At 73.7% G+C, this 25,052-nt stretch carries 28 protein-coding genes; 11 read left to right on the top strand and 17 right to left on the bottom strand.

Annotated features, from left to right (window positions below; all coding sequences use genetic code 11):
• Positions 1-5: 5 nt before the first annotated feature.
• From ACIQFX_RS14995 to ACIQFX_RS14965, 7 genes are all read right to left on the bottom strand, one after another.
• On the bottom strand, positions 6-671 hold the full coding sequence (locus ACIQFX_RS14995) for a lysoplasmalogenase (RefSeq protein WP_402462730.1): 666 nt from the start codon (positions 669-671) through the stop codon (positions 6-8).
• Complete coding sequence (locus tag ACIQFX_RS14990) at positions 668-1,555, bottom strand: sterol desaturase family protein (protein ID WP_402462727.1); 888 nt, start codon at positions 1,553-1,555, stop codon at positions 668-670. The genes ACIQFX_RS14995 and ACIQFX_RS14990 overlap by 4 nt, the downstream gene beginning before the upstream one ends.
• Before the next feature lie 114 nt (positions 1,556-1,669).
• The gene (locus tag ACIQFX_RS14985; protein WP_402462724.1) at positions 1,670-2,395 is read right to left on the bottom strand and encodes a VIT family protein; all 726 of its coding nucleotides are present in this window, start codon (positions 2,393-2,395) and stop codon (positions 1,670-1,672) included.
• A 24-nt stretch (positions 2,396-2,419) separates the two neighbouring features.
• Positions 2,420-3,664 carry an amidohydrolase family protein gene (locus ACIQFX_RS14980; RefSeq protein WP_402462721.1) on the bottom strand — a complete coding sequence of 415 codons (1,245 nt, stop codon included), beginning with the start codon at positions 3,662-3,664 and terminating at the stop codon, positions 2,420-2,422.
• Complete coding sequence (locus ACIQFX_RS14975) at positions 3,664-4,944, bottom strand: amidohydrolase family protein (RefSeq protein ID WP_402462718.1); 1,281 nt, start codon at positions 4,942-4,944, stop codon at positions 3,664-3,666. Before ACIQFX_RS14975 ends, ACIQFX_RS14980 begins: the two co-directional genes overlap by 1 nt.
• Before the next feature lie 18 nt (positions 4,945-4,962).
• Entirely contained in the window at positions 4,963-5,847 is an 885-nt protein-coding gene (locus ACIQFX_RS14970) for an SDR family NAD(P)-dependent oxidoreductase (protein WP_402462715.1), read from the bottom strand.
• A complete protein-coding gene (locus ACIQFX_RS14965; RefSeq protein WP_402462712.1) occupies positions 5,834-6,658 on the bottom strand; it encodes an acetoacetate decarboxylase family protein in 825 nt (274 codons plus the stop codon). The genes ACIQFX_RS14970 and ACIQFX_RS14965 overlap by 14 nt, the downstream gene beginning before the upstream one ends.
• 96 nt (positions 6,659-6,754) lie before the next feature.
• On the opposite strand from ACIQFX_RS14965, the gene ACIQFX_RS14960 reads away from it, so the two are divergent.
• The 6 genes from ACIQFX_RS14960 to ACIQFX_RS14935 all read left to right on the top strand — a co-directional run bounded on the left by ACIQFX_RS14960 (position 6,755) and on the right by ACIQFX_RS14935 (position 12,185).
• Complete coding sequence (locus ACIQFX_RS14960; RefSeq protein WP_402462710.1) at positions 6,755-7,423, top strand: TetR/AcrR family transcriptional regulator; 669 nt, start codon at positions 6,755-6,757, stop codon at positions 7,421-7,423.
• Positions 7,420-8,394, top strand: a complete 975-nt coding sequence (locus ACIQFX_RS14955) for a DEDDh family exonuclease (protein ID WP_402462707.1) — start codon at positions 7,420-7,422, stop codon at positions 8,392-8,394. Before ACIQFX_RS14960 ends, ACIQFX_RS14955 begins: the two co-directional genes overlap by 4 nt.
• Positions 8,395-8,458: 64 nt before the next feature.
• Positions 8,459-8,692 (top strand): hypothetical protein, encoded by a 234-nt coding sequence (locus ACIQFX_RS14950; RefSeq protein WP_402462705.1) that lies wholly within the window; start codon positions 8,459-8,461, stop codon positions 8,690-8,692.
• A gap of 95 nt (positions 8,693-8,787) precedes the next feature.
• Positions 8,788-9,603 carry an SURF1 family protein gene (locus ACIQFX_RS14945; RefSeq protein ID WP_402462702.1) on the top strand — a complete coding sequence of 272 codons (816 nt, stop codon included), beginning with the start codon at positions 8,788-8,790 and terminating at the stop codon, positions 9,601-9,603.
• A 34-nt stretch (positions 9,604-9,637) separates the two neighbouring features.
• Entirely contained in the window at positions 9,638-11,425 is a 1,788-nt protein-coding gene (locus ACIQFX_RS14940) for a glycoside hydrolase family 15 protein (RefSeq protein WP_402462699.1), read from the top strand.
• Positions 11,426-11,429: 4 nt separating this feature from the next.
• The gene (locus ACIQFX_RS14935) at positions 11,430-12,185 is read left to right on the top strand and encodes an SDR family oxidoreductase (protein ID WP_402462696.1); all 756 of its coding nucleotides are present in this window, start codon (positions 11,430-11,432) and stop codon (positions 12,183-12,185) included.
• Between the two features lie 148 nt (positions 12,186-12,333).
• Here the strand turns inward: ACIQFX_RS14935 and amaP are convergent, their stop codons facing one another.
• The 5 genes from amaP to ACIQFX_RS14910 are packed head-to-tail and all read right to left on the bottom strand — an operon-like array spanning position 12,334 to position 14,658.
• Positions 12,334-12,921: an alkaline shock response membrane anchor protein AmaP gene (amaP, locus tag ACIQFX_RS14930; protein ID WP_402462693.1), complete on the bottom strand. Its 588-nt coding sequence runs from the start codon at positions 12,919-12,921 to the stop codon at positions 12,334-12,336.
• Positions 12,922-12,957: 36 nt separating this feature from the next.
• Complete coding sequence (locus tag ACIQFX_RS14925; RefSeq protein WP_402462690.1) at positions 12,958-13,599, bottom strand: DUF6286 domain-containing protein; 642 nt, start codon at positions 13,597-13,599, stop codon at positions 12,958-12,960.
• Entirely contained in the window at positions 13,596-13,940 is a 345-nt protein-coding gene (locus ACIQFX_RS14920; protein WP_402462687.1) for an Asp23/Gls24 family envelope stress response protein, read from the bottom strand. Before ACIQFX_RS14920 ends, ACIQFX_RS14925 begins: the two co-directional genes overlap by 4 nt.
• A 7-nt stretch (positions 13,941-13,947) precedes the next feature.
• Positions 13,948-14,139 carry a hypothetical protein gene (locus ACIQFX_RS14915; RefSeq protein WP_376489442.1) on the bottom strand — a complete coding sequence of 64 codons (192 nt, stop codon included), beginning with the start codon at positions 14,137-14,139 and terminating at the stop codon, positions 13,948-13,950.
• A gap of 42 nt (positions 14,140-14,181) precedes the next feature.
• Positions 14,182-14,658, bottom strand: a complete 477-nt coding sequence (locus tag ACIQFX_RS14910) for an Asp23/Gls24 family envelope stress response protein (RefSeq protein ID WP_402462683.1) — start codon at positions 14,656-14,658, stop codon at positions 14,182-14,184.
• A gap of 92 nt (positions 14,659-14,750) precedes the next feature.
• Between ACIQFX_RS14910 and ACIQFX_RS14905 the strand changes: the two genes are divergently transcribed.
• Entirely contained in the window at positions 14,751-15,446 is a 696-nt protein-coding gene (locus ACIQFX_RS14905; RefSeq protein WP_402462680.1) for a hypothetical protein, read from the top strand.
• 122 nt (positions 15,447-15,568) lie between these two features.
• On the opposite strand, the gene ACIQFX_RS14900 is transcribed toward ACIQFX_RS14905, so the two are convergent.
• The 3 genes from ACIQFX_RS14900 to ACIQFX_RS14890 all read right to left on the bottom strand — a co-directional run bounded on the left by ACIQFX_RS14900 (position 15,569) and on the right by ACIQFX_RS14890 (position 18,697).
• Entirely contained in the window at positions 15,569-16,369 is an 801-nt protein-coding gene (locus ACIQFX_RS14900; protein WP_402462677.1) for an enoyl-CoA hydratase/isomerase family protein, read from the bottom strand.
• 130 nt (positions 16,370-16,499) lie between these two features.
• The gene (locus ACIQFX_RS14895; RefSeq protein WP_024756249.1) at positions 16,500-16,721 is read right to left on the bottom strand and encodes a helix-turn-helix domain-containing protein; all 222 of its coding nucleotides are present in this window, start codon (positions 16,719-16,721) and stop codon (positions 16,500-16,502) included.
• Positions 16,722-17,098: 377 nt separating this feature from the next.
• A complete protein-coding gene (locus tag ACIQFX_RS14890; RefSeq protein WP_402462675.1) occupies positions 17,099-18,697 on the bottom strand; it encodes an ABC-F family ATP-binding cassette domain-containing protein in 1,599 nt (532 codons plus the stop codon).
• Positions 18,698-18,965: 268 nt separating this feature from the next.
• Between ACIQFX_RS14890 and ACIQFX_RS14885 the strand changes: the two genes are divergently transcribed.
• On the top strand, positions 18,966-19,853 hold the full coding sequence (locus ACIQFX_RS14885; RefSeq protein WP_402462672.1) for a neutral zinc metallopeptidase: 888 nt from the start codon (positions 18,966-18,968) through the stop codon (positions 19,851-19,853).
• 67 nt (positions 19,854-19,920) lie between these two features.
• Positions 19,921-20,325, top strand: coding sequence for a VOC family protein (locus ACIQFX_RS14880; protein ID WP_402462670.1), 405 nt, complete (start codon positions 19,921-19,923; stop codon positions 20,323-20,325).
• A 21-nt stretch (positions 20,326-20,346) separates the two neighbouring features.
• Here ACIQFX_RS14880 and ACIQFX_RS14875 read toward each other — a convergent pair whose 3' ends face one another.
• Together ACIQFX_RS14875 and ACIQFX_RS14870 are read right to left on the bottom strand one after the other, a co-directional pair.
• The gene (locus ACIQFX_RS14875; RefSeq protein WP_402462667.1) at positions 20,347-21,759 is read right to left on the bottom strand and encodes a hypothetical protein; all 1,413 of its coding nucleotides are present in this window, start codon (positions 21,757-21,759) and stop codon (positions 20,347-20,349) included.
• Between the two features lie 115 nt (positions 21,760-21,874).
• On the bottom strand, positions 21,875-23,002 hold the full coding sequence (locus ACIQFX_RS14870) for an alpha/beta hydrolase (protein WP_402462664.1): 1,128 nt from the start codon (positions 23,000-23,002) through the stop codon (positions 21,875-21,877).
• A 375-nt stretch (positions 23,003-23,377) separates the two neighbouring features.
• Between ACIQFX_RS14870 and ACIQFX_RS14865 the strand changes: the two genes are divergently transcribed.
• Positions 23,378-24,649 (top strand): anion permease, encoded by a 1,272-nt coding sequence (locus tag ACIQFX_RS14865; RefSeq protein ID WP_402462661.1) that lies wholly within the window; start codon positions 23,378-23,380, stop codon positions 24,647-24,649.
• Positions 24,650-24,661: 12 nt separating this feature from the next.
• Positions 24,662-24,883 carry a hypothetical protein gene (locus tag ACIQFX_RS14860; protein WP_402462658.1) on the top strand — a complete coding sequence of 74 codons (222 nt, stop codon included), beginning with the start codon at positions 24,662-24,664 and terminating at the stop codon, positions 24,881-24,883.
• Positions 24,884-25,052 lie beyond the last annotated feature (169 nt).

The following is a 25,052-nucleotide window of genomic DNA, read 5'->3' as shown; positions in this document are numbered from 1 at the left end:
CCCTGTCAGACGTTTGTACGACGCTCACCGTACATCGCCTGGAGCGCTCCCGCAGTCAAAAGGTACTGCGCCGCGATGTAGGTCAGCATGACCCAGAAGTCGGGTGCGGGCAGTTGCGGCCACTCGGCGACGCCGGTGGCGATGAGGGTGTCGGACAGCAGGAAGAGGGCGCCGCCGAGGCCGGCCAGGAGCCCGAGGGCGCTGGACCGGTAGGCCATGGCGGTGAGGAGCAGGGAGTAGCCGGCGACGGGGATCCGCAGGTCGGCGGGGAGGTCGGGCCAGAGGAGGACGACGGTTCCGACGAGGGCCGCCGCGTAGAGGGCGCCGAGTGCCGGGGAGGTGCGCCGGCGGCCGAAGAGGACCAGGTAGCAGACGTGTCCGGCGGCGAAGGAGCCCATGCCGACGAGGAAGGCCCAGTCGGCGTCGGAGAGCAGGAAGACGTCGCCGCCCCAGCCGAAGAGGAGGGCGGCGGTGAGCGTCTTCGGGGCGCCGAGGGTGAGCGCGTACGCGGCGAGCAGCGGCATCAGGAGCGGCTTGGCGATCTGGTGGCCGAGGTCGGCGCCGGCGAGCAGGGAGACGAGGTCGACGGCGGCGGCGACCGCGAAGGCGGCGAGCAGCGCGCGGGAGACGGTGGCCGGGACGGCGCGGACGGCCGTGGGTGCGGTGCTCACGCGGCGGCCTCCGGGGCGGTCGTGTTCCCGGCGACGGGGTGCGTCGGGGCGGCGGGGGACGGCTGCCAGCCGGGGCCGCGGAAGACGCGGCCGGCGCGCTCGCGCCAGTTGTGCGCGGCCCGGACGTCGCGGGCGATGGCGGCGTACTCGTGGGTGGCGACGCGCAGCGGGTTGTAGGTCTCGATGTTCTTGGTGAGCCCGTAGACGGGCCGGTCGGTCTCGCCGACCCAGGAGCCGAACATCCGGTCCCAGACGATGAGGATGCCGCCGAAGTTGCGGTCCAGGTAGCCGCCCTGGGAGGCGTGGTGGACGCGGTGGTGCGAGGGGGTGTTGAGGACGTACTCGAAGGGGCGGGGCAGCCGGTCGACGCGCTCGGTGTGGATCCAGAACTGGTAGACGAGGTTGAGCGAGTAGCAGAAGGCGACGGCCGCCGGGTGCACGCCGAGGGCGATCATCGGCAGGTAGAACGGCCAGCCGGTCACGCTGGTCCACGGCTGGCGCAGCGCGGTGGTGAGGTTGAACTTGCGGCTGCTGTGGTGGACGACGTGGCAGGCCCAGAGGATCCGGATGACGTGGTGGCCGCGGTGCTGCCAGTAGTAGAGGAAGTCCTGCGCGAGCAGCATCAGCGGGATCGTCCACCACAGGACGGGCACGCGGAGCGGGGTCAGCTCGTACACGGCGGTGTAGACCGCGACGATCGGGATCTTCCACAGCGCGTCGAAGGCGAGGCTCCCGAGGCCCATGCCGAGGCTGGTGGCGGCGTCCTTGGTCTCGTATCCGGCGGCGTCCTCGTCGGGGTGGATCCGGTGGCTGACCATCTCGACGACGGTGAGCAGGACGAACGCCGGTATGGACCAGAGCACGACATCGGGCAGGTTCGGCATGGCGTCGACGGTAGGCGGGACGGGCGGGGCCCCGCTAGACGTGGTTACCAACAAGTATGCGAGACGACTTGTCAGCAAGCTTTGGCACCTTCCGACAACCGTCCGCGCCGCCCGCTACACCCCGGCCGCGCCGAGGAGCGATCCGGCCCCGTAGGTGACCGCCATCGCGAGGGCGCCGCCGGCCACGTTGCGGAGGATCGCGGGGCCCGTGGGGGCGCTGCCGAGGCGGGCGCTCCACCAGCCGGTGAAGGTGAGCGCGGCGAGGACGGAGAGGACGGTGACCCAGAGACGGGCGGAGGCAGGCGGGAGGACGATCGCGAGGAGCGGCAGCAGGGCGCCGACGGTGAAGGCGAGGAAGCTGGCGCCGGCCGCGTGCCAGGGGTTGGTGAGGGCGTCGGGGTCGATGCCCAGCTCCACGCGCGCGTGGGCGCGCAGCGCGTCGCGCTCGGTGAGCTGTTCGGCCGCCTCGCGGGCCACGTCCTCCGAGAGGCCGCGGGCGGCCAGGAGGCCGGTGAGTTCACGGAGTTCGGCCTCCGGCCGTTCGCGCAGTTCGCGCTTCTCCTGGGCGAGCGCGGCCTTCTCGGAGTCGCGCTGGGTGGAGACGGAGACGTACTCCCCCGCCGCCATCGACATCGAGCCGGCGAGCAGCCCCGAGAGGCCGGCCGTGAGCAGGGCGGCCCGGGACTCGGTGGCGCCCGCGACGCCGACGACGAGGCCGGCGGTGGAGACGACGCCGTCGTTGGCTCCGAGCACGGCGGCCCGGAGCCAGTTGAGACGGGAGCCGAGGCCTCCGCCGTGGTCCTCGTCGTGGGCGGTGTCCGGTACGGGGGGTGACGTCACGTCAGGAGGGTCGCACCCGGCGGGTCACCAGACGCGGACCGACCCGCCCGGGGCGAACGCCGGACTGGTGGCGTCCGCGGGGACCTCCTTCAGCGGCTCGGCGATCTCCTCGACGGTCGGGCCGTGGACGGCGGCCAGCGCGTCGAGGAGGTCGAGGTCGAAGCCGTAGACGCGGGCCGCGTTGCCGCCGACCATGGCGGCGACCTCGTCCCTCGGCACGCCCGCGTAGGCGATCCGCAGCCCCTCGCGGGAGTACGGCGTGGTGCCCTCGTCGTGCGGGTAGTCGCTGCCCCACATGATCTTGTCGAGGCCGATCCGGTCGCGCAGCGGCACCTCGTGCGGACGCATGAAGCTCGCACCGACGTAGCAGTTGTCGCGCCAGACCTCGCTGGGGCCCTTGCCCATGGAGGCGGCGAGACCGGCACCGAACCGGGACTCGGCGGTCGTGGCCCGCGTCGCGGCCGCCACGAGCCGGGCGTGGTAGTAGTCCAGCATGTCCATGACCCCGGGGATCCAGCCGGAGCCCTGCTCCGTCAGGACGAGCTTGAGGTCCGGGTGGCGGCGGAAGGCGCCGCCGAACACGAGGTGCCACAGGGCCCGGTGGGAGAACCAGGTGGTCTCCACCATGAAGACGGCGCGGGCCGCGGGTTCGTCGCCGAGCGGCGGCGAGGCCGAGCCGCCGTGGTGGTTGACCGGCACGTCGAGCTCCGCGCAGACCGCCCAGATCGGGTCGTACGCCTCCGAGTACAGCTCGGGCACGCCGGATCCGGGCGGGGCGCCCGGCAGCAGGATGCCGCCGGTCAGGCCCGCCTCCTTCGCGCGGCGGATCTCCCGTACCGCCTCGTCCACGTCGTTGAGCAGGATCTGCGCCACGCCCGCCCGGCGGCCCGGCGCGTCCGCGCAGAAGTCGGCCAGCCAGCGGTTGTGGGCGCGCAGGCCCGCCCAGCGGAGCTCGTACTCCTCGCGGGTCGGCGGCGGGGCCATCAGGGAGGCGGAGGGGAAGAACGGCGGGATGGTGTTGGGGAAGACGACCTCGGCGACGATGCCGTCCGCCTCCAGCTCGGTCAGCCGGCGCCGCGAGTTCCAGTTACGGTCGGCGGTGTCGGCGAGCAGGTCCTCGTACGGGTTGACGTAGCCGGCCGCCCAGGCGTCGAAGGCCTCGTGGTGCCGCCGTTCCAGGTACGGCCGGTAGTCGAGGAGGTCGGCGCCCGCGTGGCAGTCGGCGGAGATGACGGTGTACCGGTCCGTGTCCATCGCTTCGCCGCCCATCAGCGCGTCCCGAGGACCGGGAAGTCGTGGTCCGTCAGCCAGTGGCGGCCGACCTCGCGCGAGCGGGCCCAGGAGGCCTCGACGGCGGCCTGGTCGGCGGACTGGCCGAGGTCGGCGGGGGTGGGGCCGATCCGGCGCGCGATCGGCGCCAGGGCGCCGGGGTCGAAGCCGAAGACCTCCGCCGCCGCCAGGCCGAGCATCCGCCGGGTCTCCTCGACCGGGATGTCGTGGAACGTCCTCCGCAGCCACGCGCGCGTGTCGGGCCAGGTGCCCTCCGGGTGCGGGAAGTCGGAGCCCCACAGGATGTTGTCGACGCCGATCTCGTAGCGCTGGGCGAGTTCGCGCCGCTTGGTGTTGGTGGCGCAGACGAAGACCTGCCGGTCCAGGTACTCGCTCGGCGGCCGCTTCAGCTCGGCGAACGGGGACAGCTTCTTGCCGCCGTGCGCGCCGAGGTAGAGCCGGTCCATGAACCAGAGCAGGTTCGGCAGCCACCAGCAGCCGGACTCCGCGACGCCGAACCGGAGCCCGGGGTGGCGCTCGAAGGCCCCGGACCAGAGCAGGAACCAGAGCGGCCTGGCCGGCCACCAGGTGACCTCGGAGACGTAGATCCCGAGGTGGTCGCCGTACTCCTCGCGGGGCGCGGCCCCGGAGTGGGTGACGACCGGCATGCCGGTCTCGGCGGCGGCCGCCCACACCGGGTCGTAGTGCCGGTCGTGGTACGGCGTCTTGTCGACCCACATGGAGGGGATCATGAGCGCGCCGAGTCCGGACTCCTTGGCCCGGTGGATCTCGGCGACGACCTCGCGGACGTCGGCGGTGACGGGGAGCAGGGCGACCCCGCAGTGCCGCTCGGGGTTCTGCCCGACGAACTCGGCGAGCCAGCGGTTGTGCGCCTTCGCGCCCGCCATGCCGAGTTCCGGGTCCTGGTCGCCGGAGAGGCCGAGGCCGACGCCGAAGGGCGCGGCCGTCTGGCTGTCGACGGCGTCCGCGTCGGGGAAGACGACCTCGGCGGCCACCCCGTCGCCGTCGAGCTCCTTGATCCGCTGGGCGGCGTCCCAGCCGCCGCGCAGGCCTTCCTCGTTGTCGCTGAACCACTTGTTCGCGAAGGCCTCGTTGCGCACCCCGAGCCGGGTCATGGCCTCCCGGCGGGCCTCGCGTCCCGCCAGGAAGTCGTCGAAGTCCCGGTGGAAGCGGGGGTCGAGGTAGGGCCGGTACTCCTCGGTGGGGAGCCCGGCATGGCAGTCGGAGGAGATGATCAGGTACGGGTCTTCGAAGCTCACGTCGGGCTCCTTGGCCGGTCAGTCGAGGATGAACTTCTCCAGGTAGGACGGGTTGGCGCGGTCGAGCATCGCCTGCGAGCGCGCCCTGATCTGCCGGTCGCTGTGCTCGCTCTCGGGCAGCATCCAGAAGCGGTCGGCGCGGATGCCGTCGACGACGTGCCCGGCGACCTCCTCGACGGGCGTGAAGGCCACCTCGTGCCCGGCCTCCTTCATGGCGGCCTCCCACTGGTCGAGGCTGCGGTAGGGGGTCCGGCGCGGCCGCTGCTTGGCGTACCGCTCGGGCCGGTTGCGGTGCGACTCCCACAGGCCGGTGCGGAGCATGTGGGGTCCGGGGAAGAGCACGGACGCGCCCACGCGCGCGTGCTCGGCCCTGAGGTGGGCGTAGAGCGACTCGGTCATGGTGACGACGGCCGCCTTGGTGACCGCGTACACGGAGGCGGTGGGCAGCGGGGCGATGCCGCCGTCGCCCGAGGAGGTGTTGACGACGTGGCCGGGCTCGCCGCTCGCGAGCATGCGCGGGACGAAGGCCTGGATGCCGTGGAAGACGCCCCAGACGTTGACCGAGAACGCCCACTTCCAGTCGTTGGGCTCGTGCTCCCACATGCGGCCCTCGGCGCCGGAGCCGACGCCTGCGTTGTTGCAGAGGACGTGGACGGCGCCGAAGGTGTCGTACGCGGCGTCCGCGAAGGCCCGGACCTCGTCGGGGTCGGAGACGTCGACGGTGCGGGCGAGGACCTGCGCCCCGCTCGCCATCAGCTCGTCGGCGGCCTCCTCCAGGGCGGCCCGCTCGACGTCCCCGAGGACGACGGCGAGGCCCTCGGCGGCGAAGCGGCGGGCCATCGCGAGCCCGATGCCGCTCGCCGCGCCCGTGACGACGGCGACCTGCCCCTCACGCAGCTCCATCGGGCGCCTCCTTCGGGACGCTCGTCTCGGGGGGTCCGTCGAGAATCTGGAGCGGGTCGTCGTAGCGCTGGTGGACGTAGGGCAGCAGGGCCCGCGCGGAGACGCGTTCGGCGACCGTGCCCTTCTGGTCGGTGGTCTTCTCTCCGATGGTGATCTCGACGAGCCGGCGTACGGGGAGGTCGGCGACCGGGTCGTACATGGACTCGCGCAGCACCACGTCCCCGGTGACCCGCTCCAGCTTCCGCACCTTCTCGTTGCGGACGCAGTGGACGAGGACGGGGTCGGCGTCGAAGCCCGCTCCCTCCACGCCCGGCAGGAACTTGAAGTAGAAGTCGGTCTTCTCGACGGGCTCCGGCAGCGGCAGCGGGCCGGAGACGGCGCCGCGCACCTCCACGAACGCGATGCCGTGCCGGGCCAGGGCGGCGCGGACCACGAGCCCGTCGCGCTCGACCGTGACCTCGCCCAGCTTCTTCGGCTCGCCGAAGACCTCGCGCCCGCCGGTCAGGGCCCGCTCGTGGGTCATCGGCATGACCAGCGGGTACCAGCCCTCCTTGTCGCCGTGGGCGGCGGCGACCGCCACCGAGCCGGCGCCGAGGGGGTAGCCGGGCAGGTCGACCCGGCTGATGTTGGCGCGCACGAGGGGGCGCGCAGTGGGTTTCAGCGGGGGCGGCAGGACCGCCGCGACGACGTCCGGGTCGGTCTCCCAGACGGCGACCACACCGGTGGACCAGATGTCGGGGAGCCTGGCGGACCGCTCGCGGGCCGCTGCCGCCTCCGCGTCGCTGCGCGCCCCGTACCGTACTCGTGCCATGACGTACCACCCTTCGGGATCGTCGGCCTGTAACACAGTTACACCGATGGCGATGAACGGTAAAGGCCCGTGCACGCAGAGGAGTTGGGGGATGCGATGGCGCGCTCCGCACTGAGCCGCGACGAGGTGCTGGACGCCGCCGCCGCCCTGGTGAGGGAGCACGGCCCGGCCGCCCTGACCATGCGCAGGCTGGCGGCCGAACTCGGCACCGCCGTCACCTCGATCTACTGGCACGTCGGCAACCGCGAGTCGCTCCTCGACGCGCTCGTCGCCCGCACGGTCGCCGACCTCGGCGCCATCCGCCCGCACGGGGCGACCCCGGCCGAGCGGATGGTCTCCGTCGCCCGCTCGCTGCGCCGCGCCCTGCGCGAGCGCCCGCACCTCGTCGCGATGGTGCACGAGCGGGGCCTCACCGAGCGCATGTTCCTGCCGGCCCAGCGCGCCCTGGTCCACGAGGCCCACGCCGCCGGTCTGCGCGGCGCGGCCGCCGCCCGGTCCGTCCGCGCCCTCCAGTTCCAGGTCGTCGGCTACGTCCTCGTCGAACGCAACCGCGAACGCGCCCCGGCCCAGTCCCCCGCAGAGGAGGAGCTGTGGCGCGGGGAGGACGCCGAGGCCGACGGGCCGCTGGCACGCGCCCTGGCCGCCCCGATCGACACCGAGCAGCTCTTCGTGGACTCCGTGCGGGCGCTCGTGGACGGGCTGCTCGCGGGGGCCGCCGGGGGCACCGGGGACGGAGATGTCGGCCGCGGGCCGTATTCTCTGTGACCGTGCTTGACGACCGTACGACAGCAGCGACGTGGCCGGCCGCCTACCCGCAGGGGTACGCGGTCGTCGACGTGGAGACCACCGGACTCGCCCGCGACGACCGGATAGTGTCGGCTGCCGTCTACCGGCTGGACGCCCAGGGGAACGTCGAGGACCACTGGTACACGCTGGTCAATCCAGAGCGGGACCCGGGACCGGTGTGGATCCACGGTCTGACCAGCGACGTCCTGGAGGGCGCGCCGCTGTTCCCGGAGATCGCGGCGGAGTTCGCGGCGCGCCTCGACGGGCGGGTGCTCGTGGCGCACAACGCGATGTTCGACTGGCAGATGATCGCCAGGGAGTACGCGCGCGCCGAGTCGGCGGCGCCGGTGCGCCAGCGGCTGTGCACGATCGCGCTCGCCAAGGAGCTGTCGCTGCCGCTGCCCAACCACAAGCTGGAGTCGCTCGCCGCGCACTTCGGCGTGGTGCAGCAGCGCGCGCACAACGCGCTGGACGACGCCCGGGTCCTCGCGGAGGCGTTCCGGCCGAGCCTGCACGCGGCGGCCGAGCGGAACGTGCGGCTGCCGCTCCTGGAGTGCCGGCCGCTGACGGAGTGGGCAGCGACGCCCGCGCAGTCCCAGGTCGGCCACCAGTCCTCCTACCGGGCCAACAGCTGGCGCCCGTCGCGGAAGCGCCCGGCGTGCCCGTACCCCAACCCCGGCCGCTACGAGTCGGACAAACCACTCAAGCAGGGCATGCGGATCGCCTTCTCCGGGGACACCTCGGTCGACCGGGAGCTCCTGGAGGACCGCACGGTCGACGCCGGGCTCCACGTCGCCACCAGCGTCTCCCGGCTGACGAGCCTGCTCGTCACCAACGACCCGGACGCGGCGACGTCCAAGACGGTCAAGGCCAGGTCCTTCGGCACGCCGGTCGTCGACGAGGCCGCCTACACGCAGCTGCTGCGGGACGTGACCCCGGCAGACGGGTGACACACCCGCCCCGGCGGGCGCGGCGTGCTGCGCGCGCCGGGGCGGGAGCCCCACCCTGTGGCGCATGGCACGTTGCGAGGTCTGCGGAAACGATTACGGCATGTCCTTCGAGGTGCACGCGCAGGGCGCGGTGCACGTCTTCGACTGCTTCTCCTGCGCCATCCACCGCATGGCGCCCATCTGCGAGCACTGCCGGGTCCAGATCATCGGACAGGGCGTCGAGGTCGACGGCAGCTGGTACTGCGGCGGCCACTGCGCCCGCGCGGAGGGAAAGGTGGGCATCGTCGACAGGGTGTGAGCGGGACAGGACCTGAGGAAACGATCCTGGGCTCGCCCCCGGGCGAGCCGAACCCCCCTGCGTACGCCCCGGGGAGCCGGATGTACGGTCATGGGGTGTACCGCTTCCTGTTGTCCCGGCAGTGGGTGATCCTCACCCTCATCGCCCTCGTCCTCGTCCCCACGATGATCGAGCTGGGCTTCTGGCAGTTCCACCGGCACGAGCGCCGGGTCGCCCAGAACGCCCTGATCGCGGACAACATCGCCGCCGCGCCGGTACCGGTCGAGGAGCTCACCTCCCCCGGCCACACCGTCCCGCGCACCGACTACTGGCGCCGGGTCACCGCCACCGGCACCTTCGACACGGCGCACGAGGTGGTCGTCCGCCGCCGCACCAACGCCGACGACCGGGTGGGCGTGCACGTCCTCACCCCGCTGGTCCTGAAGGACGGCAGGACCGTCCTGGTCAACCGGGGCTGGGTACCGGCCGCCTCCGACCAGCACGCCTTCCCCGAGGTGCCGCCCGCCCCCGGGGGCGAGGTCACCGTCACCGGCCGGCTCAAGGCGGACGAGACCACCGGAGCCAGCGGCATCAAGGACCTGAAGGGCCTGCCGGACCGCCAGGTGATGCTGATCAGCAGCCGGCAGCAGGCCGAGCTGATCGGCCGCGAGGTGCTCGGCGGCTACCTGGAGCAGACCGAGCCCGCCTCCGCGAACGACACCCCCGAGCAGATCGCCGAACCCGACCACGACTCGATCGGCGCCCACATGGCGTACGCCGTCCAGTGGTGGCTGTTCGCGGCCGGGGTACCCGTCGGTTGGGTGATCCTGGTGCGCAGGGAGAAGCGCGACCGGCAGTCCGGGCAGGCCTCCGACGTCCCCGGCTCCCCGGAAGGCGACACGGCTGCGGTCGAGGCCGTCCCGTCCCGCTGATTGACCGGCGCCGCTTCCGGGAACAGCCCAAAGCGTGACGCAACGTATCGACGACTACGCCCTCATCGGCGATCTCCAGACCGCCGCGCTCGTCGGCCGCGACGGGTCGGTCGACTGGCTGTGTCTACCCCGCTTCGACTCGGCCGCCTGCTTCGCCGCGATCCTCGGGGACGAGAACAACGGCCACTGGCAGATCGCCCCCAAAGGCGCCACGACCTGCACGAGCCGCCGCTACGCCGAGGACTCCCTCGTCCTGGAGACGTACTGGGAGACCCGTACGGGCACCGTCAAGGTCGTCGACTTCATGCCCCAGCGGGACAGGGCGCCGGACCTGATGCGGATCGTCGAGGGAATCAGCGGCAGCGTCGAGATGAGCGCCGTCCTGCGGCTGCGCTTCGACTACGGCTCGATCGTGCCCTGGGTGCGCCGCTCCGACGGCCACCGGGTCGCGATCGCCGGTCCTGACTCGGTCTGGCTGCGCAGCGAACCCCACGTCAAGACCTGGGGCCAGCAGTTCTCCACCTGCTCCTCCTTCACCGTCGGCGCCGGCGAACGGGTCGCGTTCGTCCTGACCTGGCACCCCTCGCACGAGCCGCGCCCCGAGCTCATCGACCCCCACGAGGCCCTGGAGCTGACCCTCGCCGACTGGCGGGAGTGGTCCGCCCGCTGCACCTACCGGGGCCCCCACCGGGAGGCCGTGATGCGCTCCCTCATCACCCTCAAGGCCCTCACGTACGCCCCCACCGGCGGGATCATGGCCGCCCCCACCACCTCGCTGCCGGAGGAGCTCGGCGGCGTGCGGAACTGGGACTACCGCGCCTGCTGGCTGCGCGACTCCTCCCTGACTCTCGGCGCGCTCCTGGCCGCCGGGTACGTCGAGGAGGCCGCCGCCTGGCGGGACTGGCTGCTCCGCTCCGTGGCCGGCGACCCCGCCGACCTCCAGATCATGTACGGCCCCGCCGGGGAGCGCCGGCTCCCCGAGACGACCCTGCCGTGGCTGCGCGGCTACGCCGACTCGGCGCCGGTGCGGACCGGGAACGCGGCCGTCGACCAGTTCCAGCTCGACGTGTACGGCGAGGTGATGGACTCGCTCCACCGCGCCCGCGAGGCCGGCATCCCACCCGAGCGGCACGCCTGGAACCTCCAGCTGAGCCTGCTCGGCTTCCTGGAGTCGACCTGGCGGGAGCCCGACGAGGGCCTCTGGGAGGTCCGGGGGCCGCGCCGCCACTTCACCCACTCGAAGGTGATGGCCTGGGTGGCCGCCGACCGCGCCGTCCGCACCCTGGAGTCCGATCCCTCGCTGCCGGGCGACGCCGCGCGGTGGCGGGCCATGCGGGACGAGATCCACGCCCAGGTGTGCGCCCGGGCGTACGACCCGGCCCGGAACACCTTCACCCAGTCGTACGGCTCGAAGGAGCTGGACGCCGCCACCCTGCTCATCCCGCAGGTCGGCTTCCTGCCGCCGGACGACCCCCGGGTGGTGGGCACGGTGGACGCGGTACGGGCGGAGCTGACGCACGACGGGTTCGTCCGGCGCTACAGCGTCGACTCGGCGGGGGCCGTGGACGGACTGCCGGGGCAGGAGGGGACGTTCCTCGTCTGCTCGTTCTGGCTCGCCGACGCCCTGTGGCTGACCGGCCGGCCCGACGAGGCCCGCGAGCTCTTCGAGCGGCTGATCGCGCTCCGCAGCGACGTGGGACTCCTCGCCGAGGAGTACGACCCGGCGACCGGCCGCCAGCTGGGGAACTTCCCGCAGGCGTTCAGCCACATCGGCCTGGTGGGCACGGCCTTCGCGCTCGCCGCCGGGGAGGCGGCAGGATAGGGCCATGGATCTTGGACTGAAGGACCGTGTGTACGTGGTGACCGGCGCGACGCGGGGGCTCGGCAGGGCCTCGGCGGAGGCGCTGCTCGCGGAGGGCGCCCGGGTGCTGATCACCGGGCGCGAGGAGAAGGCGGTCGCCGACGCGGTCGCCGAGCTGGGCGAGGGCGCCGCCGGGATCGCCGCCGACAACGCCGACCCGGGGACCCCGGCCCGGCTGATCGCCGAGGCGCGGGCCCGGTTCGGCGGCTTCGACGGCATCCTGATCAGCGTCGGCGGCCCGGCGCCCGGCTTCGCGGCGGACAACACCGACGAGCAGTGGACGGCCGCCTTCGACACGGTCTTCCTCGGCGCGGTGCGGCTGGCGCGCGCGGCGTCCGAGACGCTCGCCGAGGGCGGGGTGATCGGCTTCGTGCTGTCCGGTTCGGTCCACGAGCCGATCCCCGGCCTGACCGTCTCCAACGGCCTGCGCCCCGGCCTCGCCGGCTTCGCCAAGTCCCTCGCCAACGACCTGGGGCCGCGCGGCATCCGGGTGGTCGGCCTGCTGCCGAGCCGGATCGACACGGACCGGGTCCGCTCGCTCGACGCGCTCTCCGGCGACGCGGAGGCGTCCCGCGCGGCGAACGAGGCCAGGATCCCGCTGCGCCGCTACGGCACCCCGGAGGAGTTCGGACGGACGGCGGCCTTCCTGCTGTCCCCGGCCGCCTCGTACCTGACCGGGCTGATGCTCCCGGTGGACGGCGGGGCGCGCAGCGGCTTCTGAGCCGCCGTCGCACGGGAACCGGGCCCGTACGGACCGGGCCGCACGGACCTGGCCGCACGGGCCCGGTCGGTGCGGGCCCGGTCGTGCGGGCCCGGCCCGTACGCGCCCGGTTTCCGTACCGGCCGTCGGCCCGCCGGTCCGCCGCTCCTCAGGTGACGCGGCGGGCCCGGTGCTTGACCGCCCGCAGGCGTGCCTCGGTGGGCAGTGCGGGCAGGCCCGTCGCCGTACGGGCGTGGGCGAGGGCCTGGGTGCTGAGAGTGGTCAGGGCGTCGCCCGGGGAGGCGTACGGCTCCAGGAGCAGGGCGACCCGGGTGCAGGGGGCGGTACGGCGGCCGGTGAGGGAGATCCGGGCCTTGGAGACGCCCTCCTGGGCGGTGGCGTCCGCCTCCAGGACGCTCTCCAGGGCCCGGCCGCGCAGGACCGCCTCCTCCCCGTCGCCGGTGTCGACGAGGACCTCGGCGAGCCGGGCACGCCGGAACTGGACGAGCAGCCACCACAGGGCGAGCAGCACGACGAGCCCGAGGACGGCGATGACCACCGGCCACCACCAGCTCTCGGCGCGCCAGTGCTGCCGCTGGGACGCCGTGAGCAGCACGTCGGAGGGGCCGGACCAGGGCCACCAGGACGGCACGGACAGGTCGAGGGCGGCGGCGAGGACTCCCCCGCCGCCGAGGACGAGGAGCAGCCCGGCGAGCCCGAGCAGGGCGCGGTTGACGCGCCGGAGGACGACCCTCACCGGCTGCTCCTCTCGTGGTCCTCGGACCTCATCGGTTCATCCCTTCTTGCGCGGGCGGGCCACCCGTACGGTCAGCGCCGGCGGGTGGGCGAGGCCCAGTTCGTCGATGCCGGTGGCGAGGACCGCCTCGACGTCGGCGCGGACCTCGTCGAGCGCCCGGAAGTGCGAGACCGCCCGGACGACGGCCTTGGACCGGCCGACGCGCACCTGGACCGACTGGACCCCGGAGACCTCCATCGCCCGGTCGCGCAGGGTCAGGGCCGCGGCCTCGCGGTCGAGGCCCGCCCGTACGTCGGCGTGCTCGCGGCGCATGGGGAGGACGGCGCGGAGCCCGGGGGTGGCGGCCAGGACGAGCAGCCAGACGCCGACCACGACCGCGACGGCGGCGCCGACGACGACCCCCGTGCTGTCCAGCGGCCGGGTCGCGAGGGCGTCCGCGAGCTCCCGCCGCCAGGTCATCGCCGGGTGGTCGGCCCGCACGGCGGCCACGTCGTACAGGAGCAGGCCCGTGCCGCCGAGGACGACCGCCGCCAGGAGTGCGGCGGGGATGCGGCGCACCGCCCAGAAGCGGCGGACCGGCACGGCGGGGGCGTCCGCGAGCACGGGGACGGGACCCGGGGCGTCCGGGCTCCCGGTCCCCGGCCCGTCGGCCCGGGGCGGTTCCGTGGGCGCCGTCATGAGAGGCGGTCCCGGTGGGCGGCCTGGCGGGTGAGCGCGGAGTGGAGGCGCTCGACGTGCACGGTGACCTCGTGGACCTCCATGCCGGCGAGCTCCTCCACCCGGGTGCGGACCCGGCCGCGGACGGCCCCGCACTGGCGGCCGACGTCCGTGGGGTAGTCCAGGTCGAGACTGACCGAGACCCGGGCGACGTCCCGGTGGACGACGACCGAGGCGTGCGGCCGAGAGCCGCCCTCGGGGACGGCGTCCAGGGCTTCCTTGGCCGCTTGGGCGGCGATCTTCGCGACGACCCGGTCGGCGATCCTCGTCGCCCCCCGGTCCCGCGGCAGGTCCGTCACCACCCCGGGCTCACCGCCGCCGTTCGCCGCGCTCGCGACCCCGGAACAGGTCGCCCGGTTCGAGGTCGCCGTCGAGGAACCGACCGGCCACGAAGCCGATCGCTCCCAAGGCCGCGACCAGGAGAAACGCCCCGAAGCCGCCGAAGTATCCGGCGAAGCCGAGGGCCATGCCGGCCACCAGGCCGACCACCGCCATGCTCATCCTGTGCCCCTTCCGTGCCCGTGCCGCCGGAGCGGCCCGGGGCTACTGGAGCCGGGACTCCGGCTCTTCGTCCTCTTCGTCGGGCAGCTTCACGTCGCTGACCGCGATGTTGACCTCGACGACCTCGAGGCCGGTCATCCGCTCCACGGCGGCGATGACGTTCTCCCTGACCTCGCCGGCGACGTCGGCGATGGAGACGCCGTAGTCGATGACGATCTCCAGGTCGAGTGCGGTCTGGACCTCGCCGACCTCGGCCTTCACGCCCCGGGTGACCGCCTTGCCGCCGCCTCCGCCGGGGACCCGGTCGCGGACGGCGCCGAAGGTGCGGGAGAGCCCGCTGCCCATGGCGTGGACGCCGACGACGTCGCGTGCGGCGAGGCCGGCGATCTTCTCGACGACGCCGTCGGCGATCGTCGTCCGGCCCCGGGAGGCCGGGGCGCCGCCACCGCGTTTGGTCACGCTGGCGCGGCGCGGTTCGTCGGGCGCGGGGTTCGCGGGGGTAGTGGTGGCATCAGCCATGGGTATCGCCCCTTCTGTGATAGTTCGGGGTTCCTCGCCCACACTAAGGGCGCTTGCCCCGATCCGCCCCGGGGATGCGGCAGGCTGGGGGAATGACGACGGCTGAGGGTTGGACTGCGGCGGTACGGGATCGGCTCGCGCCGGGCAGGCTGCTGCCCCTGGGGGCGGCGGCGGACGGCGCGTGGATCACCGAGCGGGCCGCGCGGACGGTGCTCGACCGGGCCGTGTGGGCCGTACGGGGGGTGGTACCCGGAACACTCCGGGTCGGGCCCGACCCGGATGCAGATCCGGGCCCCGAGGCGCCGGCACCGGACGCGCCCCCGGTGCCGCCGGGCGGGCTGCCGCCGGGGCCGCTGCGGATCACCGCGGACTTCGCGGCGGTGGCGGGCCGCCCGCTGCCGGAACTGGCCGAGGAGCTGCGCTCCGCCCTGCTGGGGGCGGCGGCGGACGGGCTCGGGCTGTCGGTGGCGGGGGTGGACCTGCGGGTGACGGAGCTTCTCGACACCGCGCCGGCCGCGGCCGGTCCCGCCGCTCCCCCACCGGGGCGGCCCTCACCGGCCACGGACGACCCGGTGGCCCTCGCGGCCCTGCGCGTCGAGGGCGTCGCGGGGGTGACGGACGCCCTGGGACCGCCGGTGCGCCGGGGGCCGGACGGCGGGGTGCGGATCGAGCTGGCCGTCACGGCGGGCCGGCGGCCGCTGGACGTGGCCCGCGCCGTCCGGAACGCCGTGACCGCGGCCGCCGGTGGGGCGACCGCGGTCACGGTGCTGGTGTCGGAGCTGCGCTGAACGCGTACGCGGCGGCCGAATGCGCGCTCGTACGCCGACTGAACGCGCGCGTACGTCGGCCGAATGCGCGCACGTGCGTGAGCCGGACCCGCGTGTACGTCAGCCGGACCCGTGCTCGTGCGTCAGTCGCCGATCCCCGCCAGGTCCCGCAGGCGGCGGGCCTGGGCGGCGCGCTCGGCGGTGCGCTGCTCCTCGTAGGAGCGGCCGGAGACGCCCTGGAGCAGCGCCTTGGTCTCGGTGACCGCGTCGCGGGGCGCCGCGAGCAGGGCGGCTCCGAGGTCCCGTACGGCCGCGTCGAGTTCGTCGGCGGGCACGGACAGGTTGGCGAGGCCGATGCGCTCGGCCTCCTCCGCGTGGACGGAGCGGCCGGTGGCGCAGATCTCGAGCGCGCGGGCGTAGCCGACGAGCGAGACGAGCGGGTGCGTCCCGGTCAGGTCCGGGACGAGGCCCAGGCTGGTCTCGCGCATGGCGAACTGCACGTCCTCGGCGACGACCCGCAGGTCGCAGGCGAGGGCGAGCTGGAAGCCCGCGCCGATGGCGTGGCCCTGGACGGCCGCGATCGACACGAGGTCGCTGCGGCGCCACCAGGTGAACGCCTCCTGGTACTCGGCGATGACCGCGTCGAGGTCCGCGTCGGAACCGCGCGCGAGATCGAGGAAGGACGGCTCTCCGTCGAAGCCCTCGGGCGTGAACGCCTGCCGGTCGAGCCCGGCGGAGAAGGACTTGCCCTCACCGCGCAGGACGACGACCCGCACGCTGCCCGGCAGAGACCGGCCGGCTTCCGTCAACGCCCGCCACAGAGCGGGAGACTGAGCGTTGCGCTTCGCCGGGTTGGTCAGGGTCACCGTGGCAACGGCGTCTTCGACGGTGAGCCGTACACCGTCCTTGTCGAATACGGGCTCGGAGTCTTCGAGCGTGGACATGGGGCGCCTCCGGTTCCTGTGCGGCACTGCATGGGGATGCTAAGTGACTGCACAGTAACCACCCGGACGACCGCAGGACCGACCGGGTGGCCACCGAGAGACCCGGTGGCCCGATCGAGCCGCCCCGACGTCAGACCGAGGCCGCCTTCTTGCCCCGTGTCGCTCCGCCGCGTCCACGCAGCGTGACTCCGGACTCGCTGAGCATCCGGTGGACGAATCCGTAGGAGCGGCCGGTTTCCTCGGCCAGCGCCCGGATGCTCGCACCGGAGTCGTACTTCTTCTTCAGGTCTGCCGCGAGCTTGTCGCGCGCGGCGCCGGTCACCCGGCTGCCCTTCTTCAGAGTCTCGGCCACCCGTGCCTCCTCATGGGAAGTGCGCTCTGGACTTCTCATGATCACCCCTCCCCGCCCTCCTGGCCACCCATTCGACAAGGTCCGTGCCGCCGGGTTTGCGGAGGAGTACGGCGTCATCACAGACGGAAGCCGGCATTCCACAGGAACGAAACACCCCGTCCGTACCGGTCGGAACGGGAAGTGCCAGGTCAGCGACGAAAGGGGAACACACGTACGGCGCGGGTCTGCCGGAAGGATTCGGCAGAGCACCGCGCCGGGGTGTACCAGAGACCCTCACTCAGATGAAGGATCGGCGATGAGCCGAATGATCCAGCCCCGCATGATCACTCCGGGCTCCGGAAGCACCCCTTCGGACGCATCCGGAGCCGTGCGCCGGGTCAGGCCAGGGACACCAGGTCCGCGTAGTCCGCGCCCCAGAGGTCCTCGACGCCGTCCGGGAGCAGGATGATCCGCTCCGGGTCGAGCGCCTCGACGGCGCCCTCGTCGTGGGTGACGAGGACGACGGCGCCCTTGTACGTCCGCAGGGCGCCGAGGATCTCCTCGCGGCTGGCCGGGTCCAGGTTGTTGGTGGGCTCGTCGAGGAGCAGCACGTTCGCCGAGGAGACGACCAGGGTCGCGAGCGCGAGCCGGGTCTTCTCGCCGCCGGAGAGCACCCCGGCCGGCTTGTCGACGTCGTCGCCGGAGAAGAGGAACGAGCCGAGCGTCTTGCGCACGTCGACGAGGTCGAGGTCGGGCGCGGCCGAGCGCATGTTCTCCAGGACGGTCCGCTCGGGGTCGAGCGTCTCGTGCTCCTGGGCGTAGTAGCCGAGCTTCAGGCCGTGGCCGGGGGTGACCTCGCCCGTGTCGGGCTTCTCCACGCCGCCGAGGAGGCGCAGCAGGGTCGTCTTGCCCGCGCCGTTGAGGCCGAGGATGACGACGCGGGAGCCCTTGTCGATGGCCAGGTCCACGTCGGTGAAGATCTCCAGCGAGCCGTACGACTTGGAGAGCCCCTCGGCGGTCAGCGGGGTCTTGCCGCAGGGCGCGGGGTCCGGGAAGCGGAGCTTGGCGACCTTGTCGGAGGCGCGGACGGCCTCCAGGCCGGAGAGGAGCCGCTCGGCGCGCTTGGCCATGTTCTGCGCGGCGACGGTCTTGGTGGCCTTGGCGCGCATCTTGTCGGCCTGCGAGTTGAGGGCGGCGGCCTTCTTCTCGGCGTTCTGGCGCTCGCGCTTGCGGCGCTTCTCGTCGGCCTCGCGCTGCTGCTGGTAGAGCTTCCAGCCCATGTTGTAGACGTCGATCGTGGAGCGGTTGGCGTCCAGGTAGAAGACCTTGTTGACCACGGTCTCGACGAGGTCGACGTCGTGGGAGATGACGATGAAGCCGCCGCGGTAGGTCTTCAGGTAGTCCCGGAGCCAGACGATGGAGTCGGCGTCGAGGTGGTTCGTGGGCTCGTCGAGCAGGAGCGTGTCGGCGTCCGAGAAGAGGATCCGGGAGAGCTCGACGCGGCGGCGCTGGCCACCGGAGAGGGTGTGCAGCGGCTGGCCCATGACCCGGTCGGGCAGGCCGAGGGCGGCGGCGATGGTGGAGGCCTCGGCCTCGGCCGCGTATCCGCCCTTGGTGAGGAACTCGGTCTCCTGGCGCTCGTACTGCCGCATCGCCTTGTCGCGGGTGGCGCCGGAGCCGGTCGCGATGCGCTCCTCGTTGGCCCGCATCTTCTTGAGGAGGGTGTCGAGGCCGCGGGCGGAGAGGATGCGGTCGCGGGCCAGGACGTCGAGGTCGCCGGTGCGCGGGTCCTGCGGGAGGTAGCCGACCTCGCCGGAGCGGGCGATGGCGCCGGCGGCCGGCTGGCCCTCGCCCGCGAGGCACTTGGTGAGGGTGGTCTTGCCCGCTCCGTTGCGGCCGACGAGGCCGATGCGGTCGCCCTTGGCGATGCGGAAGGAAGCGGATTCGATGAGGACGCGGGCGCCGGCGCGCAGCTCGATACCGGAAGCGGTGATCACGGACAGACTCCAGGGCGGTGGGAAACGGCGGAAGGACGACTGGTGGCGGGCTTCGACGCCGCTAATGCACCCAGGGGAGAATGGCCATACAGCCAGTCTAACGGGCTTCTGCAACTGGTTTTCGGCCATGTGGGGCACGGGAGCACCCTCCGATCTTCCTCGCAATACCGCCGATGCCTCGGAAAAGGGGCGATGCGGTAGAGATCACCCGATACTCGGCGAAGGGCGGCGGCCACTGCCGCGGCAGTGACGCGGAGGGTGGTGGACCGTGCAGTTCGACGACGACGCCGACCTGGACACCTCGGAGGTGCGGGACGTCCGCGGCAGCCGGATCCCCGGCGGCAGGGCGACCGTCGGCGGCGGCCTCATCGGCCTCGTCGCGCTGGTCCTGGGCGTCCTCTTCGGGGTGGGCCCCGACCAGCTCGGGCTCTCCGGCGGCGACGAGCCGGTCGCGAGCTCCTCGTCCGCGGCCCAGGTGAGCCGGACCTGCCGGAAGGGCTCGGACGCCAACACCCGCGAGGACTGCCGGATCGTCGCCGTGGTCAACAGCCTCCAGGACTACTGGCGGACCGAGTACGCGCGCCGCGGCGGCACCTACGGCGGCGCCGCCACCGTGATGTTCACCCAGCGGGTCGGGACCGCGTGCGGCTCGGCGACCTCCGCGGTGGGGCCCTTCTACTGCCCCGGCGACCGACAGGTCTACCTGGACCTCGGCTTCTTCGACGAGCTGCGCACCACGTTCGGGTCGAGCGGCGGACCCTTCGCCCAGGCGTACGTGGTCGCCCACGAGTACGGCCACCACGTCCAGAACCTGATGGGGACCCTCAGCCGCGCCCAGGACGGGCGGACCGGCGCGGACTCCAACGCCGTCCGGGTCGAGCTCCAGGCCGACTGCTACGCCGGCGTCTGGGCGCGCCACGCGACGACCACCCCCGACGACAGGACGGGCCGGCCGCTGCTGACCCGGCTGACCGACGACGACATCCGGGACGGCCTGGAGGCGGCGGCCGCGGTGGGCGACGACCGGATCCAGGAGCGGTTCCAGGGCCGGGTGACGCCGGAGAACTGGACGCACGGCTCCGCGGCCCAGCGGCAGCAGTGGTTCCACCAGGGCTACCGGACCGGCGACATGGCCCAGTGCAACACCTTCCGCTGACTTGTCAGTGGCGACTGCCAGACTGAGATCCAGGTCACATTCGGCTGCACGAGAGGAAGCGATCGGGATGACCGTCACGCCCGACATCTGCCCGGCCCTGCGGTACGAGGACGCGAAGGCGGCGATCAAGCAGCTCACGGAGGGCTTCGGATTCACCGAGCGCGCCGTCTACGAGGGCGAGGACGGCCGTGTGGTGCACGCCGAGCTCGCGTACGGGAACGGCATGGTGATGCTCGGCAGCAAGGGCAGCGGCACCGACTTCGACAAGCTCATGGCCGGCGCCGGCCCCGTCGCGGTGTACGTGCGCGTGGCCGACGTGGACGAGCACCACGCCCGCGCGGTGGCCCGGGGCGTCGAGATCGTCGTGCCGCCGGCGGACCAGGAGTACGGCTCCCGGGACTACACGGCCCGGGACGCCGAGGGCAACGTATGGAGCTTCGGTACGTACGCCCCCGGCGCGACGACGGGCTGACCGTCCGGCACGGGCCCCGGATCAGGCTCCCCCGGTGTGCACCTGGAAGGCGGCCCGGCGGACGGCCTTGGCCAGCGCCGGGTCCGGGTGGGCGGCGGCGAGGGCGACCAGCACCTGCACCGTACGGGGGTGGCCGACGGCCCTGACCTCGTCGAGCAGGGCCGGGACCGTGCCCTGCACCGCGGATTCGAGGTGGCGGACGAGCAGCGCGCTCTCGCCGTGGTCCGCGACGGCCGCCGCGGTGTCCACCCAGAGCCAGGTCGCCTCCTCGCGGGTCAGCACCTCCTGGGCGTCGTCCGGGTCCGCGCCGTCGTACTCCGCGAGCCAGAGCAGCGCGTACGGGCGCAGCGAGGGCTCGGCGACGGTGGCCCGGACCTCGGCCTCGGCAGGGGCTCCGACGACCCGGAGCGCCTCGAACGCGAGGCCGCGCAGCAGGGCGTCCTCGCCACGGGCGACGGCGAGGAGCTCGGCCACCGCGCTGGACAGCGTCCGGGCCGCGAGCCAGGCGCGGTACTCGTCGCGGGCCGGGCCCGGGGTGAGCCGGGCGCAGCCGCGGAGCATGTCCTCGGCGGACTGCTCGATGTTGCCCGCGGGGCTCTGAGCGGCGACGCAGATCTGCTCCAGCTTGACCCAGACCGCCCAGTTGCCGAGCGGGGTCAGGGTGGCGTGACGCCCCTCCGCGCCGGGGTCGAGGGTGAGCGCGCCGACGGCGGCCAGGCCCTCCAGCGCCCAGTCGAGCAGGGTGGGGAGTCCGTCGGTGCCGGGGGCGGCCGTCCCCGGCTCGGGGGCCGGTTCGGCCGCGGGAACCTCGCAGCGCTCCTCGCGGAGCTCCTCGACCCGCTGGCCGAGGAGGTCGAGGAGGACCGGGACGAGGACCGGGCCCTGGGAGAGCTGGAGCAGCGAGAGCACCTGCGGGACGGCCTCGACGACCTCGGCGACGGCGCTCGGCGCGACCCCTTCGGGGGCCGGGTGGACCAGGGACCAGGCGTCGAAGAGGGCGACCCAGCCGCGCAGCACGGCGGAGTCGTCGCGGTCCCAGGCGTGCAGCCGCCAGCCGGGGCGGACGGTGTCGCCGTGCAGCTCGACGAGGCCGGCGAGCCGGGCGCGGTCCCAGCCGGCCCTGATCTGGCCGGCTGTCAGGTCCAGTGCGGCCGCGGCCCGTTCCGGTGCGGGCACGGGCCCGGAGCCGGTGCGGGCGGCGATGTCGGCCCCGTGCTCCACGGCGGCCCAGCGGGCGAGCCGCACGGCGTCGGCGAGGACCTGCCGGGCCTGGCGGGCGAGTTCCGCGCGGGGCGGAGTGCCCTCGGGCGGCCGCGGCGCCGGCCGGGTGCGCCGGGTCGTCACGGCCCGTCGGGCGGTGGCCAGCGCCCGCGGGCGGACGAGTCGGAGTCTGGAGTTGCGCGCCAATGGTTCATCGGGCTTTCGAGACGTCACGGGGGCAGTCTTCCCGCTGACGGCCCGAAAGCCCAATCGGAATCCGCAGCCCCGTCAGAACGGCCCCCGAACCGCCGCCCGGGGCGGTCCTTCGGGGGCGTCGCGCGGACCGCCGTCAGAGCAGCGGGGTGAGGAAGCGGCGCAGGGACTCCTCGTAGGCGACCGGGTCGGCGTTCCACATGGCCGCGTGCGGGGCCTGCCGGACCGTCCGCAGGCTGACCAGGTCGGGGCGGCGGGCCGCGAGCTCGACCGACTTCTCCCAGGGGGCGATGGTGTCGTCGGGGCCGTGCAGCAGGAGGACCGGGACCCGCAGGGCGTCCGGCGCGGAGGCGGCCCCGAGGAGGTCGCCGTGCGGGCCCGTCCTGCCCTGGGCGGCGCGGACGGCGAGCGGGAGCAGCGGGCCGGGGACGTGCCGGGCCGCGGCGAGGTTGCGGAGGGTGGCCTCCCAGTCGAGGACCGGGGAGTCGAGGACGAGGCCGGCGATCCGGTCGCGCACGCCGGACTCGGCGGCGGCCCGCAGGGCCATCGAGGCGCCGGTCCCCCAGCCGTGCAGGACGACCTGGGAGGCGCCGCGGCGGACGGCGTAGCGGACGGCGGCGTCGACGTCCCGCCACTCGGAGTCGCCGAGGTGGGCGAGGCCGTCGGGGGACGGGGGCGCGCCCTCGTCGCCGCGGTAGGCGGGGACGAGGACGGGGATCTTGCGCCGGTTGAAGAAGGGGACGACGTTCAGCGGGTGCTCGCGGGTGGTGCCGAGGCCGTGCAGGGCGATCACCCAGGTGGTGCGCGGGCCGGGGACGAGCCAGGCGGGCAGGGGGCCGAGTTCGCCGGGGATCTCGACGTCCTCGTACGGGAGGCCGAGGGCGGTGGCCGGGGTGCCGCGGTGCAGCTGGGGGGTGAGGCGGACGCGGGCGCCGGGGCCCGGGGTGCCGAGCTCGACCCGTTCGAGGCGCCGGACGACGGTGTCGGCGGTGTGCGGGACCCGGTCGAGGACGGGGCCGACGACGGCGTGCAGGCCGGGGGCCTCCAGTCCGTACGTGCCGGGGCGCAGCGAGGCGAGGCTGCGGGTGAGGGTGATCCGTTCCGGTCCCGTGGCGTGCACGGTGAGCCGTGGATCTCCGGGCAGGGGACGTCCGGACGGCACCTTGAGGGCGACGTCGCTGGCGTACCGGCCGGCCGCCACCGCGGCCGCGCCGACACCGATCAGGGTGGTGACGGCCGCTGCCGTCGCTGTAGCCGGGCGCACGATCCCAGTGTCGGCAGGACGGCGGCGGGGTGCCACCGGACGGACCCGGTCGGGGGCCGCGTACCGGCGCGTCCGTGATCACCCCTGGGAGTGACATGGGTCTCCTCGGCGGGGTCCCCCGGTCGGATGGTCCGGTCCAGGGAGCGGAACGGGGTGGCGGGGGAGGAACCGGGGCAGGTCGCACGGGCCCGGGAACCGCCTGGATTACCCGGGGTCGCAGGGCGACCGCATCGTGGACAGGACCCCGGTCCGAGGGCTAAGCGGAATGTCTTGACACCGGATAGGGACACCCCACCGCCCGCCCCAGTTCATCTTCCGTTCACCCAGGTTGCCTACGTTCGACGAGCCACTGACGTCAAACGATTGCCTGGGTAAATGGAACACATCACGCTGCTGCTCGCCATTGTGGTCGTGACAGCTCTCGTGTTCGATTTCACGAACGGTTTCCACGACACCGCCAACGCGATGGCCACGACCATCTCGACCGGTGCGCTCAAGCCCAAGACGGCGGTGGCCATGTCCGCCGTGCTGAACCTCGTCGGGGCGTTCCTGTCCGTGGAGGTCGCCAAGACGATCTCCGGCGGGATCATCAACGAAGAGGGCATTCGCACAGAAGTGATCTTCGCGGCGCTCGTGGGCGCCATCCTCTGGAACCTGCTGACCTGGCTCCTGGGTCTGCCGTCCAGCTCCTCCCACGCCCTCTTCGGCGGCCTCATCGGCGCCGCGGTCATGTCCGCCGGCTGGTCGGCCGTGAACGCCCCGACCATCGTCACCAAGGTCCTGATCCCGGCCGTCGCCGCGCCGCTCGTCGCCGGCCTCGCCGCGATGCTCGCCACCCGGCTGACGTTCAAGCTCGGCGCCAAGACCGACGAGAAGCACACCGCCAAGGGCTACCGGGTCGGCCAGATCGCCTCCGCCGGTCTCGTCTCCCTCGCCCACGGCACCAACGACGCCCAGAAGACGATGGGCATCATCACCCTCGCCCTGGTCACGCAGGGCGTCGTCAGCCCCGGCTCGAACCCCCCGCTGTGGGTCGTCGTCTCCGCCGGTGTCGCCATCGCGCTCGGCACCTACCTCGGCGGCTGGCGCATCATCCGCACCATGGGCAAGGGCCTCACCGACCTCAAGCCGCAGCAGGGCTTCGCCGCCCAGACCAGCGCCGCCACGGTCATCCTGGCCTCCTCGCACCTCGGCTTCTCCCTCTCCACCACCCAGTCCTGCTCGGGTGCCGTGATGGGTGCCGGCCTCGGCCGCAAGGGCGGCGTCGTCCGCTGGTCGACCGCGACCCGGATGTTCGTCGCCTGGGGTCTGACCCTGCCCGCGGCGGGCCTGGTCGGCGCCGGCGCCGAGTTCCTCACCAAGCAGGGCACCTGGGGCATCGCCGCCGTCGCGGTCCTGCTGGTCGCCGGCTCGGCCGCCATCTGGGCGCTGTCCCGCCGCAAGCCGGTCGACCAGCACAACGTCACCGCCGACGACCTGGACGCCCACGCCGAGCCCGCCGGTGTCGTGACCACCGCCATCGCGGCCGTCACCCCGCCGCCGGCCGGCTCCGTCGCCGCCGTCGCGGACGAGGACCTCAAGACCACCATCCCCGCGCCGGCTCCCATCGACCCGGCCGCTCCCCCGGCCCCCGCGGCAGCGGTGTAAGGAACCAACGACATGAAGATCGACTGGGCAGCCCTCGGCTCCGTCTTCGGAGTCAGCCTCGTGGCGACCGTCGCCCTGGTGGGCCTCTTCACCCTCGGCGTCATCGGCCTCTCCAAGCAGGAGCAGGCCGCCGCCCAGGGCGGCTCCGCCACCCTGGCCCGCACCGGCGCCTACGCCTGCTTCGCCCTGTGCCTGGCGGCCGTGGCGTACGGCATCTACCTGATCGTCGTCTGACGGTCCCCGGTACCTCGGCCGGGGGGGGGGGGGGGGGGGGGGGGGGGGGGGCGGGGCGGCGGGGGGGGGGGGGGGGGGGGGGGGGGGGGGGGGGGGGGGGGGGGGGGGGGGGGGGGGGGGGCCCCGCCCCCCGGCCGGGGGGCCCCCCCACGGCCGGGGTCCGTCAGTC

This window comes from Streptomyces sp. NPDC093089 (genome assembly GCF_044754405.1).
Lineage (GTDB): Bacteria > Actinomycetota > Actinomycetes > Streptomycetales > Streptomycetaceae > Streptomyces.
This window is presented reverse-complemented; position numbering and strand designations above follow the sequence as displayed.

Excerpts from the sequence above, each read along its gene's own strand:
- ACIQFX_RS14990 (WP_402462727.1), bottom strand. The coding sequence starts at position 1,555 with ATGCCGAACCTGCCCGATGTCGTGCTCTGGTCCATACCGGCGTTCGTC.
- ACIQFX_RS14980 (WP_402462721.1), bottom strand. The coding sequence starts at position 3,664 with ATGGGCGGCGAAGCGATGGACACGGACCGGTACACCGTCATCTCCGCC.
- ACIQFX_RS14970 (WP_402462715.1), bottom strand. The coding sequence starts at position 5,847 with ATGGAGCTGCGTGAGGGGCAGGTCGCCGTCGTCACGGGCGCGGCGAGC.
- ACIQFX_RS14965 (WP_402462712.1), bottom strand. The coding sequence starts at position 6,658 with ATGGCACGAGTACGGTACGGGGCGCGCAGCGACGCGGAGGCGGCAGCG.
- ACIQFX_RS14960 (WP_402462710.1), top strand. The coding sequence starts at position 6,755 with ATGGCGCGCTCCGCACTGAGCCGCGACGAGGTGCTGGACGCCGCCGCC.
- ACIQFX_RS14950 (WP_402462705.1), top strand. The coding sequence starts at position 8,459 with ATGGCACGTTGCGAGGTCTGCGGAAACGATTACGGCATGTCCTTCGAG.
- ACIQFX_RS14935 (WP_402462696.1), top strand. The coding sequence starts at position 11,430 with ATGGATCTTGGACTGAAGGACCGTGTGTACGTGGTGACCGGCGCGACG.
- ACIQFX_RS14925 (WP_402462690.1), bottom strand. The coding sequence starts at position 13,599 with ATGACGGCGCCCACGGAACCGCCCCGGGCCGACGGGCCGGGGACCGGG.
- ACIQFX_RS14915 (WP_376489442.1), bottom strand. The coding sequence starts at position 14,139 with ATGAGCATGGCGGTGGTCGGCCTGGTGGCCGGCATGGCCCTCGGCTTC.
- ACIQFX_RS14910 (WP_402462683.1), bottom strand. The coding sequence starts at position 14,658 with ATGGCTGATGCCACCACTACCCCCGCGAACCCCGCGCCCGACGAACCG.
- ACIQFX_RS14905 (WP_402462680.1), top strand. The coding sequence starts at position 14,751 with ATGACGACGGCTGAGGGTTGGACTGCGGCGGTACGGGATCGGCTCGCG.
- ACIQFX_RS14900 (WP_402462677.1), bottom strand. The coding sequence starts at position 16,369 with ATGTCCACGCTCGAAGACTCCGAGCCCGTATTCGACAAGGACGGTGTA.
- ACIQFX_RS14880 (WP_402462670.1), top strand. The coding sequence starts at position 19,921 with ATGACCGTCACGCCCGACATCTGCCCGGCCCTGCGGTACGAGGACGCG.
- ACIQFX_RS14865 (WP_402462661.1), top strand. The coding sequence starts at position 23,378 with ATGGAACACATCACGCTGCTGCTCGCCATTGTGGTCGTGACAGCTCTC.
- ACIQFX_RS14860 (WP_402462658.1), top strand. The coding sequence starts at position 24,662 with ATGAAGATCGACTGGGCAGCCCTCGGCTCCGTCTTCGGAGTCAGCCTC.